This is a genomic window from Cupriavidus sp. GW822-FHT03E04 (assembly GCF_058801495.1).
In genome coordinates this window covers 322,606-337,826 of the sequence record NZ_JBXANI010000005.1, presented here as the reverse complement: position 1 = coordinate 337,826, position 15,221 = coordinate 322,606, and the positions used below count along the sequence as shown (strand labels likewise).

13 protein-coding genes are annotated in these 15,221 nt (G+C 65.7%); 12 read left to right on the top strand and 1 reads right to left on the bottom strand.

What is annotated here, in order from left to right; all coding sequences use genetic code 11:
- Positions 1-46 precede the first annotated feature (46 nt).
- The 11 genes from mraY to lpxC all read left to right on the top strand — a co-directional run bounded on the left by mraY (position 47) and on the right by lpxC (position 13,292).
- Positions 47-1,216 (top strand): phospho-N-acetylmuramoyl-pentapeptide-transferase, encoded by a 1,170-nt coding sequence (gene mraY / locus AC1RQC_RS09085; protein WP_017227540.1) that lies wholly within the window; start codon positions 47-49, stop codon positions 1,214-1,216.
- A gap of 56 nt (positions 1,217-1,272) precedes the next feature.
- Positions 1,273-2,799, top strand: coding sequence for a UDP-N-acetylmuramoyl-L-alanine--D-glutamate ligase (gene murD, locus AC1RQC_RS09080; RefSeq protein WP_492374444.1), 1,527 nt, complete (start codon positions 1,273-1,275; stop codon positions 2,797-2,799).
- The gene (ftsW, locus tag AC1RQC_RS09075) at positions 2,796-4,037 is read left to right on the top strand and encodes a putative lipid II flippase FtsW (RefSeq protein ID WP_006162532.1); all 1,242 of its coding nucleotides are present in this window, start codon (positions 2,796-2,798) and stop codon (positions 4,035-4,037) included. The genes murD and ftsW overlap by 4 nt, the downstream gene beginning before the upstream one ends.
- Before the next feature lie 109 nt (positions 4,038-4,146).
- Complete coding sequence (gene murG, locus AC1RQC_RS09070; protein WP_441633969.1) at positions 4,147-5,217, top strand: undecaprenyldiphospho-muramoylpentapeptide beta-N-acetylglucosaminyltransferase; 1,071 nt, start codon at positions 4,147-4,149, stop codon at positions 5,215-5,217.
- Between the two features lie 12 nt (positions 5,218-5,229).
- On the top strand, positions 5,230-6,669 hold the full coding sequence (murC, locus tag AC1RQC_RS09065) for a UDP-N-acetylmuramate--L-alanine ligase (RefSeq protein WP_416049745.1): 1,440 nt from the start codon (positions 5,230-5,232) through the stop codon (positions 6,667-6,669).
- Positions 6,666-7,649 (top strand): D-alanine--D-alanine ligase, encoded by a 984-nt coding sequence (locus AC1RQC_RS09060; RefSeq protein WP_492374443.1) that lies wholly within the window; start codon positions 6,666-6,668, stop codon positions 7,647-7,649. Before murC ends, AC1RQC_RS09060 begins: the two co-directional genes overlap by 4 nt.
- 57 nt (positions 7,650-7,706) lie before the next feature.
- Positions 7,707-8,609 (top strand): cell division protein FtsQ/DivIB, encoded by a 903-nt coding sequence (locus tag AC1RQC_RS09055; protein ID WP_492374442.1) that lies wholly within the window; start codon positions 7,707-7,709, stop codon positions 8,607-8,609.
- Positions 8,606-9,838 carry a cell division protein FtsA gene (ftsA, locus tag AC1RQC_RS09050; protein ID WP_035875601.1) on the top strand — a complete coding sequence of 411 codons (1,233 nt, stop codon included), beginning with the start codon at positions 8,606-8,608 and terminating at the stop codon, positions 9,836-9,838. Before AC1RQC_RS09055 ends, ftsA begins: the two co-directional genes overlap by 4 nt.
- A gap of 164 nt (positions 9,839-10,002) precedes the next feature.
- Positions 10,003-11,202, top strand: a complete 1,200-nt coding sequence (gene ftsZ, locus AC1RQC_RS09045) for a cell division protein FtsZ (protein WP_006162527.1) — start codon at positions 10,003-10,005, stop codon at positions 11,200-11,202.
- Positions 11,203-11,694: 492 nt separating this feature from the next.
- Positions 11,695-12,201, top strand: a complete 507-nt coding sequence (locus AC1RQC_RS09040; protein ID WP_492374441.1) for a peroxiredoxin — start codon at positions 11,695-11,697, stop codon at positions 12,199-12,201.
- Positions 12,202-12,374: 173 nt separating this feature from the next.
- Positions 12,375-13,292 (top strand): UDP-3-O-acyl-N-acetylglucosamine deacetylase, encoded by a 918-nt coding sequence (gene lpxC / locus AC1RQC_RS09035; RefSeq protein ID WP_150986813.1) that lies wholly within the window; start codon positions 12,375-12,377, stop codon positions 13,290-13,292.
- Between the two features lie 128 nt (positions 13,293-13,420).
- On the opposite strand, the gene AC1RQC_RS09030 is transcribed toward lpxC, so the two are convergent.
- Entirely contained in the window at positions 13,421-13,933 is a 513-nt protein-coding gene (locus AC1RQC_RS09030) for a hypothetical protein (RefSeq protein ID WP_492882991.1), read from the bottom strand.
- Positions 13,934-14,027: 94 nt separating this feature from the next.
- Here AC1RQC_RS09030 and AC1RQC_RS09025 point away from each other — a divergent pair, with 94 nt between their 5' ends.
- Entirely contained in the window at positions 14,028-14,963 is a 936-nt protein-coding gene (locus AC1RQC_RS09025) for a M23 family metallopeptidase (protein ID WP_492374439.1), read from the top strand.
- The last annotated feature ends 258 nt before the right edge of the window (positions 14,964-15,221 follow it).

Genomic DNA, 15,221 nt, shown 5'->3' with positions numbered 1-15,221 from the left:
TAGCCCGGCGCCGCTGGGTGGTTGTCGAAAGGAATACGGACACACGATGTTATTGGCTCTGGCCCAGTGGCTGCAAAACGACTACAGCTTCCTGCGGGTCTTCAACTACCTGACCTTCCGCGCGGTGATGGCTAACCTCACCGCGCTTTTGATCGGGCTCGGCCTAGGGCCGTGGGTGATCCGCAAGCTGACCGAACTCAAGATCGGCCAGGCGGTGCGCACCATCGGCCCGCAGTCGCACCTGGTCAAGGCCGGCACGCCCACCATGGGCGGCGTGCTGGTGCTGGTGTCGATCGCTATCTCCACGTTGCTGTGGTGCGACTGGGGCAACCGCTTTATCTGGGTCGTGATGCTGGTGACCCTGGGCTACGGCGCGATCGGCTGGGTGGATGACTACCGCAAGGTGGTTTATCGCGATCCGCGCGGCATGTCGAGCCGCGAGAAGTTTTTCTGGCAGACCCTGATCGGCCTGGTGGCCGCGGTCTACCTGGCGTTCTCGGTATCGGAAAGCAGCAATGTGCGGGTGTGGGACCTGTTCCTGGGCTGGGTCGAAGGCGGTTTGTCGCTCGACATGCCTTACAAGTCCAACCTGATCGTGCCTTTCTTCAAGGAAGTGAGCTATCCGCTGGGCGTGGCCGGCTTCATCGTGCTGACCTATCTGGTGATCGTGGGTTCGAGCAATGCGGTGAACCTGACCGATGGGCTGGACGGCCTGGTGATCATGCCGGTGGTGCTGGTCGGCAGCGGGCTGGGCGTGTTTGCTTACGTGATGGGCAGTTCGGTCTACAGCAAGTACTTGCTGTTCCCCCATATTCCCGGGGCCGGCGAATTGCTGATCTTTTGCTCGGCGCTGGCGGGGGCGGGGCTGGCCTTCCTCTGGTTCAACGCGCACCCGGCCCAGGTCTTCATGGGCGACGTTGGCGCGCTGGCACTGGGCGGCGCGCTGGGCACGGTGGCAGTGATCGTGCGCCAGGAGATTGTGCTGTTCGTGATGGGCGGCATCTTCGTGGTGGAAACGTTGTCGGTGATGCTGCAGGTGGGCTGGTTCAAGATCACCAAGCGGCGCTACGGCGAGGGCAGGCGGTTGTTCAAGATGGCGCCGCTGCACCACCACTTTGAATTGTCGGGCTGGAAGGAAACGCAGGTGACGGTGCGCTTCTGGATCATCACCATGTTGCTGGTGCTGATCGGGCTGTCGTCGCTCAAGTTGCGCTGAAACCAGCGCGTATCCGTATCTATTAACGCAGTAACGCAAGAAAGGCGGGAATCGAAGTGTTTGGCGAGTTGCAAAAACCTCATGTGCTGGTGCTGGGCCTCGGCGAATCGGGGCTGGCGATGGCGCGCTGGTGCGGCCTGTATGGTGCCCCCGTGCGCGTTGCCGACACGCGCGAGGCTCCCGCCAACCTGGTCTTCCTGCAGGCCGAGCTGCCCTCGGCCGAGTTTCATGGCGGCGCCCTGGCCGAAGCGCTGCTCGACGGCATCGAACTGGTGACGATCAGCCCTGGCCTGTCGCCGCTGGAGAGCGATACCGCCGCGCTGCTGGCAGTGGCGCGCGAGCGTGGCATTCCAGTATGGGGCGAAATCGAGCTGTTCGCGCGCGCGCTCGCGCATCTGCGGGCAGAGTCGGGCTACGCGCCGAAGCTGCTGGCCATCACCGGCACCAACGGCAAGACCACCACTACCGCGCTGACCGGCCGCCTGGTGGAGCGCGCTGGCAAGAGCGTGGCGGTGGCGGGAAATATCAGTCCGTCGGCGCTGGACAAGCTGGCCGCCTGCATCGCCTCGGCCACGCTGCCCGAGGTCTGGGTGCTGGAACTGTCGAGCTTCCAGCTGGAGACCACGCATACGCTGGCGCCGCACGCGGCCACGGTGCTCAACATCACCCAGGACCATCTTGACTGGCACGGCAGCATGGAAGCCTATGCCGCCGCCAAGGCCCGGATCTTCGGCCCGGTGCCGGCGCCCGGCGAAGCCGGCTGCCTGCAGATCCTGAACCGCAATGACCGGCTCAGCCTGGATATGGCCCGCCCGGCCAGCGCACTGGTGACCTTCGGCACTGATCTGCCCGAATTCCCGGGTTGCTTCGGCGTCCAGCGCGAGGGCGGCATGCCCTGGCTGGTGGTGGCCGAGCCCGATAGCGAAGCCGAAGGCGAGAACAAGCCGCGCCGCCGCAAGGCCGCGGCCGCCGAGAGCGAGCAAGCCGTGCCGGTGCGCCACAAGCGCCTGATGCCTGCCGACGCGCTGCATATCCGTGGCATGCACAACGCTACCAACGCCATGGCCGCGCTGGCGCTGTGCCGCGCCATCGACCTGCCGATGAACGCGTTGCTGCATGGCCTGCGCGAGTACCGCGGCGAGCCGCACCGCGTGGAGTGGGTCGCCACGGTGGATGATGTCGAGTTCTTCGATGACAGCAAGGGCACCAATGTGGGCGCCACCGTCGCCGCGTTGTCCGGCCTGGACAAGCGGGTGGTGCTGATTGCCGGCGGGGAAGGCAAGGGGCAGGATTTCTCGCCGCTGGCCGCGCCGGTGGCGCAGTACGCGCGCGCCGTGGTGCTGATCGGCAAGGATGCCGGCGATCTGCGCCGCGCGCTCCAGGACACTGGCGTCACGCTGGCCGATGCCGCCACGCTGGAGCAGGCGGTCACGCTGGCCGCCAGTGCGGCGCAGGGCGGTGACGCCGTGCTGCTGTCGCCGGCGTGCGCCAGCCTCGACATGTTCCGTAATTATGTGCACCGTGCCGAAGTCTTTCGCGCCGCGGTGGAAGAACTGGCGATGTCCAGGGGGATCGTGCCATGAGCGACGCACAGGTCAAGCGTAGCGGCTTTATCGGGGCCACCATCGGCAACGCCTGGGGCGGCTTGCGCGATGCGGTGTCCGGCGTCAAGCCGACGCGCTCGCGCATGATGGAATACGACCAGCCACTGCTGTGGGTGGCGATCGTGCTGCTCGCGCTTGGCCTGGTGATGGTCTATTCGGCCTCGATCGCGCTGCCTGACTCGCCGCGCTATGCAAACTACCGCGAGAGCCACTTCCTCGCGCGCCACGCGTTTGCGCTGTTCATCGGGCTGTCCATGGGCCTGCTGGCCTTCCAGATCCCGGTCAAGTTCTGGGATAAGTACGCGCCCAAGCTGTTCGTGATCGCGCTGGTGATGCTGATCGTCGTGCTGGTGCCGTTCGTGGGCAAGGGCGTGAATGGCGCGCGGCGCTGGATTCCGCTGGGCATCATGAACTTCCAGCCCTCCGAGTTCATGAAACTGGCGGTGGTGCTGTACACCGCCAACTACACCGTGCGCAAGCAGGAGTGGATGCAGAACGTGGGCAAGGGCTTCCTGCCGATGGGCGTGGCCGTGGTGGTGGTCGGCATGCTGCTGCTGCTGGAGCCCGACATGGGCGCCTTCCTGGTGGTGGCCACCGTCGCCATGGGCATCCTCTTCCTCGGTGGCATCAACGGCAAGCTGTTCGCCGGCCTGGTTGGCGTGGCGGTGGGCGCGTTCGCGCTGCTGATCACGGCGTCGCCCTGGCGGCGCGAGCGGATCTTCGCCTATCTGAACCCGTGGGAAGAAGCCAACGCGCTGGGCAAGGCTTACCAGCTCACCCATTCGCTGATCGCCTTCGGCCGCGGCGAGTGGACCGGGGTGGGGCTGGGCGGCAGCATCGAGAAGCTGCACTACCTGCCCGAGGCGCATACCGACTTCATCCTCGCCGTGATTGGCGAGGAGTTCGGCTTTGTGGGCGTGCTGGTGGTGATCGTGCTGTTCTACTGGATGGTGCGCCGCGCCTTCGAGATCGGCCGCACCGCCCTGCAGCTCGACCGCACCTTTGCCGGCCTGGTGGCCAAGGGCATCGGCATCTGGGTTGGCTGGCAGACCTTTATCAATATGGGCGTGAACCTGGGCCTGCTGCCCACCAAGGGGCTGACCTTGCCGCTGGTGAGCTACGGCGGCTCGGGCATCCTGATGAACTGCGTGGCGCTGGCGATCCTGCTGCGTATCGACTATGAGAACCGGGTGATGATGCGCGGAGGGAAGGTATGACCGTAGCGCAGCATCACTTGGTTCCGGCGGAGGCTAACTTCCTGCGTAAGCAGGAAGTTAAGCGCAGCGGCCGTAGCCAGAACCATTCAATGATGCGCGGAGGGAAGGTATGAGCGCACCGCGCACCTTGCTCGTGATGGCTGGTGGCACCGGGGGGCACGTCTTCCCCGGGCTGGCGGTCGCGCGCGCGCTGCGTGAGCAGGGCTGGCGGGTGGTATGGCTGGGCAACCGCACCGGCATGGAAGCCACGCTGGTGCCCAAGTACGACATCCCGATGGAGTTCATCCAGTTTGGTGGCCTGCGCGGCAAGGGCCCGCTGACCAAGCTGATGCTGCCGCTGAACCTGTTGCGCGCCTTCTGGCAAAGCCTGCAGGCGCTGCGCCGGGTGCGGCCCAACGTGGTGCTGGGCATGGGCGGCTATATTACGTTCCCCGCCGGCATGATGGCCTCGCTGCTGGGGCGGCCGCTGGTGCTGCACGAGCAGAACTCGATTGCCGGGCTGGCCAACAAGGTGCTGGCCAAGGTCGCGGACCGGGTGCTGTGCGCCTTCCCGAATGCCCTGCCGGACAGCGAGTGGACCGGCAACCCGGTGCGCGACGAAGTGGCGCACATGCCGGCGCCCGAGGCGCGCTACGACGGCCGCACCGGCCCGCTGCGGCTGCTGGTGGTGGGCGGCAGCCTGGGCGCGGCGGCGCTCAACGAGGTCGTGCCCAAGGCGCTGGCGCTGCTGCCGCAAGGCGAGCGCCCGCTGGTCAAGCACCAGGCCGGCGCGAAGCAGATCGACACGCTGCGCGCCAACTACCAGGCCGCCGGCGTGGCGGCGGAAGCGTTGCCCTTTATCGACGACATGGCGGCGGCATACGCAGAGGCGGATCTGGTGATCTGCCGCGCGGGCGCAATGACCGTGTCGGAGGTGGCGGCGGCAGGCGTGGCGGCACTGTTCGTGCCGTTCCCGCATGCGGTCGATGACCACCAGACCACCAATGCGGAGTTCCTCTCGACCCAGGATGCCGCCTTGCTGGTCCAACAGAACGAACTGACCGCGAGCGGGCTGGCGCAGACGCTGGCCTCGCTGTCGCGGCCCCGACTCAGAGAGATGGCGCATCAGGCGCGCGGTCTTGCCAAGCCCGAAGCGACCCGGCGCGTGGCGGAGATCTGCAGCCAGATGGCCAGGGATTGAACCAACGGATTCATGAAGCACATCGTCAAGAACATCCATTTCGTAGGCATCGGCGGCGCCGGCATGAGCGGCATCGCCGAGGTCCTATTGAACCTGGGCTACAAGGTCTCAGGGTCCGACGTGGGCAGCAATGCCGCCACGCGGCGCCTCGCGTCGCTCGGCGCGACCGTGATGCACGGGCATGACGCCGCCAACGTCAACGGCGCCAATGCGGTGGTGGTGTCCACCGCCGTGACCAACGACAACCCCGAGGTGCTGGCCGCGCGCGCCAAGCGCATCCCGGTGGTGCCGCGCGCGGTGATGCTGGCCGAGTTGATGCGGCTGAAGCAGGGCGTGGCCATCGCCGGCACGCATGGCAAGACCACCACCACCAGCCTGGTGGCGTCGGTGCTGGCTGAAGGCGGACTCGATCCCACCTTCGTGATCGGCGGCCGGCTCAACTCGGCGGGCGCCAACGCGCGCCTGGGCACGGGCGACTTCATCGTGGCCGAGGCCGACGAGTCGGATGCCTCGTTCCTGAACCTGTTCCCGGTGATCGAGGTCATCACCAACATCGACGCCGACCACATGGACACCTACGGGCATGACTTTGCCCGGCTCAAGCAGGCGTTCGTGGAGTTCACCCAGCGCCTGCCGTTCTATGGCATCGCCGTGCTGTGCGTGGACGACCCCAACGTGCGCGAGATCATGCCGTTCGTGTCCAAGCCAATCGTGCGCTACGGCTTTGCCGAAGATGCGCAGGTGCGTGCGGTCAATGCCCGCGCCGTCGACGGCCAGATGCATTTCACCGTGCTGCGCCAGTTGAACGGACACGCCGAGGCGCCGCTGGAGGTGGTGCTGAACCTGCCGGGCATGCACAACATCCAGAACGCGCTGGCGGCGATTGCCATCGCGACCGAGCTGGAGGTGCCGGACGCCGCCATCGTCAAGGCGCTGCGCGAGTTCCACGGGGTGGGACGCCGCTTCCAGCGCTATGGCGAAGTGGCCTGCGTCGGCACTATCGAGCCGGGCGAGGCCAAGAGCGCGGGCACCTTCACGCTGGTGGACGACTACGGCCACCATCCGGTCGAGATGGCCGCGACGCTGGCCGCCGCGCGCGGTGCGTTCCCGGGGCGCCGGCTGGTGCTGGCGTTCCAGCCGCACCGCTATACCCGCACGCGCGACTGCTTCGAGGATTTCGTCAAGGTGTTGGGCACCGTGGACGCGCTGCTGCTGGCGGAGGTCTATGCCGCCGGCGAAGCCCCGATTGTGGCCGCCGATGGCCGCGCGCTGACGCGCGCGCTGCGCGTGGCAGGCAAGGTTGAACCCGTTTTTGTGGAGCAGATCGACGAAATGCCGCAGGCTATCCTGAACGCCGTGCGTCCCGGCGATGTGGTGGTGACGATGGGTGCGGGCACGATCGGTACCGTGCCTGGACAACTGGTTTCTCAGCAAGCCGGGGGGCAGGCATGAGCTTCGTCGCCCATCCCAATATCGATCCCAAGGCGCTGGGCAAGGTCGGCGTGCTGCTTGGCGGCCGCTCGGCCGAGCGCGAGATCTCGCTGCTGTCGGGCAACGGCGTGCTGGCCGCGCTGCGCTCGCGCGGCGTCGATGCCCATGCCTTCGATCCCGGCCTGCAGTCGGTGGCTGAGCTGGCCACGGCTGGCTTTGACCGCGTCTTTATTGCCCTGCATGGCCGCTATGGCGAGGACGGCACCATCCAGGGCCTGCTCGAGCAACTCGGCGTGCCCTATACCGGCAGCGGCGTGCTGGCCTCGGCGCTGGCCATGGACAAGCAGGCCACCAAGCGCTTGTGGACCACGCACGGCCTGCCCACGCCGCGCTTCGCCATGCTGCACGCCGATACCGATTTCGATGCCGTGGTGGCCGACCTGGGCCTGCCCCTGATCGTCAAGCCGGCGCGCGAGGGCTCGTCCATCGGCCTGAGCAAGGTGACCGAAGCCGGCCAGATGCGCGCCGCCTTCGAGAAGGCCGCGGCGCTGGACAACGACGTGATCGCCGAAACCTTTATCGATGGCGCGGAGCTGACCTGCCCGATCGTGGGGGAGGGCGCCACCGCCGAAGCGCTGCCGGTGATCCGCATCGTTGCCCCCGGCGCGAACTACGACTATCAAAACAAGTACTTTACTGACGATACCCAGTATCTGTGCCCGTCGGGCCTGCCGGCCGACGTGGAAGCCGAAGTCCGGCGCCTGGCGGTGCAATCCTTCCGCGTGCTGGGTTGCCGCGGCTGGGCGCGCGCCGACGTGATGCTCAGCGCCGACGACAAGCCTTACCTGCTCGAGATGAATACCTCGCCCGGCATGACCGGCCATTCGCTGGTGCCGATGGCCGCGCGCGCGGTGGGCATCAGCTACGAGGACTTCGTCATGCAGGTGATTGCCGCGGCCACGCTGGACCTGCATCCCAGCGCGGCCTGGAAGCCCGATTGAGCATAGACCGAGCCAACACTGAACCCTGACTGACCGGAACCGGGACAACCCAACGCCATGTGGCACAACACTCGCCTGCTTAACCTGATCGCCTCCACGCTCTACGCGCTGGTGGCGATGATGGCGTTCGCGGCCGGCTTGCTATGGCTGGCGCAGCGGCCGGTGTTTGCCATTACCCACGTCGAGCTGCTGTCGATGGAAGGCGGCACCCTGCGCCATGTCAATGCGCCGAGCGTGCGCGCCAACGCGCTGGGCAAGCTGTCGGGGAGCTTTTTCACGCTCGACCTGAACGAGGCGCGCCAGATCTTCGAGTCGGTGCCCTGGGTGCGCCGTGCCAGCGTGCGGCGCGAATGGCCCAACGGGCTGGCGGTCGAGGTCGAGGAGCACGAAGCGCTCGGTACGTGGGGCAATGCCGACAGTGGCCGCCTGATCAACACTTATGGTGAAGTTTTCGTCGCCAATCCGGCCGAAGCCGAGGAAGATGCCCAGTTGCTCGCACTCGATGGCCCGCCGGACAGCGAGGGCGACGTGGTGGACAAGCTCGAAGTCATGCGCGAGTGGTTCAAGCCGCTGAAGGTGGAGCCGCTGGCGGTCACGCTGTCGTCCCGCTACGCCTGGCGCGCCAAGCTCTCCAACGGCATGGTGGTGGAGCTTGGCCGTGAACAGAACGACGAGGAGCGCGACGCCATGGACCAGCGCGTCAAGCGCTTCGTGGTGGCCTGGCCCCAGGTCACGGAGCAGTGGGGCAAGCAGATCGAGTATGCGGACCTGCGATACCCCAACGGGTTCGCGATTCGCGCGGCTAACGTGCGCTTCCTGACCGATGCCCAGGCAGCGGCGGCGGCCAAGGCGAGAGCAGCCGGTTCCAGCACGAGCACCAGCGCGAACACGAACGCAAGCACCAATCCGAACAACAATCCGACGCGACTCAAGAGTAAGAACGCGGAGAAAAACCGATGAGCAAGGAATACAAGGACCTACTGGTCGGTCTCGATATCGGCACTTCCAAAGTGGCTGCGGTGGTGGCGGAGTTGCGCCCCGACGGCAGCTACGAAGTGATCGGGATGGGCCAGTCAGAGTCCAAGGGTCTGAAGAAAGGGGTCGTGGTCAATATCGAGGCCACCGTGCAGTCCATCCAGCGTGCGCTGGAGGAGGCTGAGCTGATGGCCGACTGCAAGATCTCCGAGGTGTTTACCGGCATCGCCGGCAGCCATATCCGCAGCTTCAATTCCAGCGGCATGGTGGCGATCAAGGACAAGGAGGTCACCCAGACCGATGTGGCCCGGGTGATCGAGACCGCCAAGGCGGTCAATATCCCGACCGACCAGCAGATCCTGCACATCCTCACGCAGGAATTCATCATCGACGGCCAGGAAGACGTGCGCGAGCCGATTGGCATGAGCGGCATCCGCCTGGAAGTGAAGGTGCATATCGTCACCGGCGCGGTCAGCGCGGCGCAGAACATCGTCAAGTGCGTGCGCCGCTGCGGCCTGGAGGTGCACGACCTGATCCTGCAGCCGCTGGCTTCCAGCCTGGCGGTGCTGACCGAGGACGAGAAGGAACTCGGCGTGGTGCTGGTCGACATCGGTGGCGGCACCACCGATATCGCCATCTTCAGCGAAGGCGCGATCCGGCATACGGCCGTGATCCCCATCGCCGGCGACCAGATCACCAACGACATCGCCATGGCGCTGCGCACGCCCACGCCCGATGCCGAGGACGTCAAGATCCAGTACGGCATCGCCAAGCAGGCCATCGCCGACCCGGAAGACATGATCGAGGTCCCTGGCGTTGGCGACCGTGGCACGCGTTCGCTTTCGCGCCAGGCGCTGGCGGCCGTGATCGAGCCGCGTATCGAGGAGTTGTACTCGCTGGTGCACCAGGTGGTGCGCGAGTCGGGCTATGAGGAATTGCTGTCGTCGGGGGTCGTGATCACCGGCGGCACCGCGATGATGCCGGGCATGGTGGAACTGGGCGAGGACATCTTCCTCAAGCCGGTTCGGGTCGGCGTGCCGGAATATCGCGGAAATTTGCACGAAGTAGTAAAGAGTCCGCGCTATTCGACCGTAATGGGACTACTGCTCGAAGGCCGCGTGCAGCGCATGCGCGGGCGCAAGGTAGCGGTGCAGAGCGGCTCGGTCAAGCAGGTGTGGACCCGCATGAAGGAATGGTTCGTCGGCAACTTCTGAACGTTGCAGGCGACTGGATTGCACTGGTTTGAATGGCTGGCCTGTCCACCGAATGGCGGGCAGGCCGTTGAACACGCAGTTTTTTGATGGTTTCTTGTTCAGTAACCAAGGGTTGCGGCGGGGAGGCTGCAGCGTTTGGCGGCTGATTCTTCTTGGAGGCAGTGATGGACTTTGACATGATCGAAACGGAATTGCAGGACGGCACCATCATCAAGGTGATCGGCGTGGGCGGCGCGGGCGGTAACGCTGTGCAGCACATGATCAGCCGTGGCGTGCAAGGCGTCGAATTTATCTGCATGAACACCGATGCGCAGGCGCTCAAGCGCTCCAGCGCGTCGCGCGTGCTGCAGCTCGGCAACACCGGCCTGGGGGCCGGTGCCAAGCCGGAGGTCGGCCGCAACTGCGCAGATCAGGCGCGCGAGCAGATTGCCGACTCGCTGCGTGGTGCGCACATGGTCTTCATCACTGCCGGCATGGGCGGCGGGACCGGTACCGGCGCTGCCCCGGTCGTGGCCCAGGTTGCAAAGGAAATGGGCATCCTGACCGTGGGCGTGGTCAGCAAGCCCTTCGAGTTCGAAGGCGCGCGCCGCGCCAAGGTGGCGGAAGCTGGCTCGGGCGAACTGGAGTCCTGCGTCGATTCGCTGATCGTTGTGCTCAACGAAAAGCTGTTCGAAGTGATGGGCGATGACGCCGAGATGGACAAGTGCTTCCAGTGCGCCGACGACGTGCTGCACAACGCGGTTGCCGGCATTGCCGAGATCATCAATGTCGATGGCCTGGTGAACGTCGACTTCGAAGACGTGAAGACGGTCATGGGCGAGCAGGGCAAAGCCATGATGGGCACGGCCACCGTGTCGGGCGTTGACCGCGCCCGCCTGGCTGCCGAGCAGGCTGTCGCCAGCCCGCTGCTGGAAGGCGTCGACCTGTCGGGCGCACGCGGCGTGCTGGTCAACATCACGGCCAGCCGCTCGCTCAAGCTGTCGGAAACCAAGGAAGTCATGAACACCATCCGCAGCTACGCCGCGGAAGATGCCACCGTGATCTTCGGCACGGTGTACGACGACGCCATGGGCGATGCACTGCGCGTGACGGTGGTGGCGACGGGCCTGGGCCGTTCGGCCAAGAAGCAACAGCCGATGACCCTGCTCAAGACCGGTACCGACAACATGCCGGTGCAGATGATGGGCAACATGACCAGCAATGTGGGCGTAAGCCACAGCAGCGCGCCGGACTACAGCAATCTGGACACGCCGGCGGTATGGCGCAGCTCGCGCGAGTCTGCGTCTGCCCACGTGGCTGCGCTGCAGGAAAAGGGTGTGGATACGTACGACATCCCGGCCTTCCTGCGCAAGCAGGCGGACTGAGTTGGCTCGGCAAGGTGCCGGCGGGGCCGGTTGCCATCAGGCCGCGACCCCGGACCAGCGAAGCACGCAAGCGCTCCCTACGCTCGTGTTCCGCCCGGTGGTTTCGGACTGAGCGGCAACCAGCCCGGCTGCCCTTTCGCTGACGCTCAGGCTGCATCCCGTCGCCGGGACAGGCGTGCCTCCGGCCGCCTCCCCGGACTGGTCTCCCGCCCCTCCCGGCCGGGATGTGCCGTCGTCCGCGCGTCGATCGCAAGATCGGCGCGCGGATTTATTTCAAGAACAGTGTGGCCCGCAGCATGAAAAGCCGCCTTGAAGTGATGTAAGCATCGTGCGCCGCATGGCACGAGCCGCCCGATGCTCCCTGTGCAAGAGCCCGGGTACCGCCTTGTCAGATGATTCCGACGAAGTAACGGGCGGTGAACCGCCTTGGGCGCCCGCGGCGGGCGCACTATGATGCTAGACAGGGTTTTTACCGAGACAGGAAGACACAACATGATCGCTATTGGAGCGCGTGTGCCAGACGCCACGCTGAATGAGTTCTTCGAGGTCGAAACCGGCGGCTGCGCCCTTGGGCCCAATTCCTTCTCGGCGTTGGAACTCGCGCGTGGCCGCAAGATCGTGGTGTTCGGCCTGCCCGGTGCCTTTACGCCGACCTGCTCCGCCAAGCATGTGCCGGGCTTTGTCGCGCAGGCAGACGCGCTGCGCGCAGCCGGCGTGGACGAGATCTGGTGTGTATCGGTCAACGACGCCTTTGTCATGGGCGCCTGGGGCCGCGAGCAGCAGACCGGCGGCCGTGTGCGCATGATGGCCGACGGCAGTGCCGAATGGACCCGCCGGCTGGGCCTGGAGCAAGACCTGACCGCGCGCGGCATGGGCGTGCGCTCCAAGCGCTATGCCATGGTGCTTGACGATGGCGTGGTGTCCCATCTGTGGCTTGAAGCGCCCGGCGAGTTCAAGGTCAGCAGCGCCGAAGCCGTGCTGGCTGCGTTGCGCGCGTAATACGAGAGTGTGTCAGCACACGTCACTAAAATGACGTTTTGCGCACTTATGATGATTTATTTCCTCTTGCTAACACACCGAAACAAAGTGACGCAGCGCAGCAAACGAAGCAATGGTAAAATCGCTATATTGGAAAGTGTACTTGATAGATTTTAATAATAGCTGAGACTGTCATGCTAAAACAGCGCACCATCAAATCCCTGGTCAAGACCGTTGGCATTGGCTTGCACTCGGGCCGTAAAGTGACGCTGACGCTGCGCCCGGCCCCGGTGGATACCGGCATCGTATTCACCCGCGTCGACCTGCCCGAAGCGGTCGAAATCGTCGCGAGCGCGTCAGCCATTGGCGACACGCGCCTGGCGTCGGTCCTGCAGAAGGACGGCGCGCGCGTGTCGACCGTGGAGCATTTGATGTCCGCCTGCGCGGGTCTTGGCATCGACAACCTGTATGTGGATGTCGACGCCGAAGAAATCCCCATCATGGACGGCAGCGCTGCGTCGTTCGTCTTCCTGCTGCAGTCGGCCGAGATCGAGCAGCAATCGGCGCCCAAGCGTTTCATCCGCGTGAAGAAAGCCGTGGAAGTGCGTGAAGGCGACAAGCTGGCGCGGCTGGAGCCCTTCTTTGGCTTCAAGCTGGCGTTCACCATCGATTTCCGCCATCCCGCGGTGGACAAGACCGGCCAGACCTTCGCCATCGATTTCGCCGACACCAGCTATGTGCGCGAAATCGCCCGCGCCCGCACCTTCGGCTTTGCCCATGAAGTGGAAGCCCTGCGCGAGATGGGCCTGGCGCGCGGCGGCAGCCTGGACAACGCGATCGTGCTCGACGAGCACCGCATGCTGAACAACGAAGAGCTGCGCTACGGCGACGAGTTCGTGCGCCACAAGATCCTGGATGCGATTGGCGACCTGTACGTGGTCGGACATCCGCTGATTGGCGCGTATATCGCCAACAAGTCCGGGCACGGCCTGAACAACCAGCTGTTGCGCGCGTTGCTGGCCGATCAGGAAGCCTACGAGATGGTGACGTTCGAGCGCGTCGAGGATGCGCCGCCAGCTTTCCTGCCGCAGTTGGCGCCGGCGTTCGCGTAGCGCGGGAAGGGAATCCAGGGCCGCTGCACGGTCCTATGTGAAAGCCGGCCACCAGGCCGGCTTTTTTTACGTTTGGGCGTCCAACAGGCTTGCGCTTCCGGTATCAGCGCCTGCCGACGCCTTCACCTTCACCGATGGTGGGACAACAGCGTATTCAGCGCGTCGCGCAACGGCGACTCGGGCAGTTCCTGGGCCAGCTGGGTCAGGCTGGACAAGCCGGTCGCCGACATCCGCGCCACCTTGGGCTTCACCACCGGCCCGGTGTCCCAATCGCTCTGCCGCCCGACCTCCGGTTGTACCCTCACCCGGATTGCGGTAATCTGCGATCCCCGCTGTTGTAGCCTGGAAAGTAGTGTAGGAACCACTTGTCGGACTCGTGCCGCTGCGGCCCCATGGGCGGCAAGCAACAGCAAAGTTCGCTCCGACTGGCCTTGCCCGACGCCGCGGGCGTCTTGCTTGACGCCGGCTACAGCGATGCCATCCTGCAGTCCGCGTGGCAGGAGCGATAGCACCTCAGACTCCAGTACCGCCAGTTCCCGTGCCGTCTGCATCAGGGCCGAGACCGGGCCAGCCTTGTCCAGCCAGTCGTTAAGCGGCTTGGCGGCGGGCGTCTGGAGGGCGTAATGGGTAAACATGCGCATGCGCGCATTCTAGCGTGCCGTTCGCGTCAGTGCGGCGGCTTATGCGTCGCGGCTGCCCGGGCTGCGCCGGCCAGGCATGAGAAGGAGTTGCGCCATGCAGATCATCGTGCTTCACCCACGCCTACCGCGTGTTCGCCATTTCACCCTGTCGCGGGGCAAGGTCTTTGCCGGCATCGCGTTGCTGTGCCTCGTCGTTGCGCTGGTGTCGTCGGCCCTGACCTGGGTTGTGGCCCGCTCGGGCATCGCGGCGCCGGCCCGGGCACCGGGCGACGACGCTTACCTGCGGGCCAACCTCAATGTGCTCGCGACCCGCGTGGGCGAGATCCAGGCCCGGATGGTGCGGCTGGACGCGCTTGGCGAGCGGGTCTCGGGGCTTGCCGGCATCGCACCCAAGGAATTCAACTTCCAGCGGCCGCCCGGGCGTGGCGGCCTGGCCGCATCCGCGCAGTCGCGCACCTCGAGCCTGCCGGAGCTGCAGCTTGCGCTGGCACGCCTGTCGGACCAGGCTGAGCAGCACGCGGACTATTTTGACGCGGTGGCGAGCACCCTGCTGGACCGCCAGAGCGAGAGCCGCCGTGTCCCGCGCGTGCTGCCGGTGGCGAGCGGCTACGATGCATCCGGCTTTGGCTGGCGCTTCGACCCCTTCACCGGGCGCCGCACCCCACACGATGGCGTGGATTTTTCGGCACCCACGGGTACCCCGATCGTGGCGGCGGCCGGCGGCGTGGTGGTCGCGGCGGAATGGCATCCAGAATATGGCAACCTGATCGACATCGACCACGGCAACGGCCTCAAGACCCGCTATGCGCACGCGTCCAGGCTGCAGGTGAAGGCCGGCGACCTCGTCAAGCCTGGCCAGCAGATCGCCCTGGTGGGCTCCACCGGGCGCTCCACCGGCGCGCACCTGCATTTCGAGGTGCACGTGGACGGTGTGCCGCAAAACCCGAATCGCTTCCTGGCCGTCGCCAAGCCTGCGCCAGCCCAGGTCGCCCAGGCGCCGGACCCCACGGATCGCAATCTCATCCGTTGAAGAACCGGGGCGTCGCCCCGATGTCGGAAGGATTGGATGCGCGGGTTGTGTCCGGGCCGTCAAGTGGCGGGGGACGCGCGGTGTGGTTTGCACAGCGTTTCACCTGCCGCTTGGTTCCGGTCGTGACCCGCGCGCATGATAAACTCGGCGTTTTGCGCCAATCTTCCTATTTCCTCGCGCGGTCCGCCCTGGGCAGCCGGCCAAGCCGGCGGCTAGGCCGCCCTAGTGCGTACCACGGCGGCGTACCACTCGCGTAGG

Coding starts and splice junctions, on each gene's coding strand:
- mraY (WP_017227540.1), top strand. CDS start 47: ATGTTATTGGCTCTGGCCCAGTGGCTGCAAAACGACTACAGCTTCCTG.
- ftsW (WP_006162532.1), top strand. CDS start 2,796: ATGAGCGACGCACAGGTCAAGCGTAGCGGCTTTATCGGGGCCACCATC.
- murG (WP_441633969.1), top strand. CDS start 4,147: ATGAGCGCACCGCGCACCTTGCTCGTGATGGCTGGTGGCACCGGGGGG.
- murC (WP_416049745.1), top strand. CDS start 5,230: ATGAAGCACATCGTCAAGAACATCCATTTCGTAGGCATCGGCGGCGCC.
- AC1RQC_RS09060 (WP_492374443.1), top strand. CDS start 6,666: ATGAGCTTCGTCGCCCATCCCAATATCGATCCCAAGGCGCTGGGCAAG.
- AC1RQC_RS09055 (WP_492374442.1), top strand. CDS start 7,707: ATGTGGCACAACACTCGCCTGCTTAACCTGATCGCCTCCACGCTCTAC.
- ftsA (WP_035875601.1), top strand. CDS start 8,606: ATGAGCAAGGAATACAAGGACCTACTGGTCGGTCTCGATATCGGCACT.
- ftsZ (WP_006162527.1), top strand. CDS start 10,003: ATGGACTTTGACATGATCGAAACGGAATTGCAGGACGGCACCATCATC.
- AC1RQC_RS09040 (WP_492374441.1), top strand. CDS start 11,695: ATGATCGCTATTGGAGCGCGTGTGCCAGACGCCACGCTGAATGAGTTC.
- lpxC (WP_150986813.1), top strand. CDS start 12,375: ATGCTAAAACAGCGCACCATCAAATCCCTGGTCAAGACCGTTGGCATT.
- AC1RQC_RS09030 (WP_492882991.1), bottom strand. CDS start 13,933: ATGCGCATGTTTACCCATTACGCCCTCCAGACGCCCGCCGCCAAGCCG.
- AC1RQC_RS09025 (WP_492374439.1), top strand. CDS start 14,028: ATGCAGATCATCGTGCTTCACCCACGCCTACCGCGTGTTCGCCATTTC.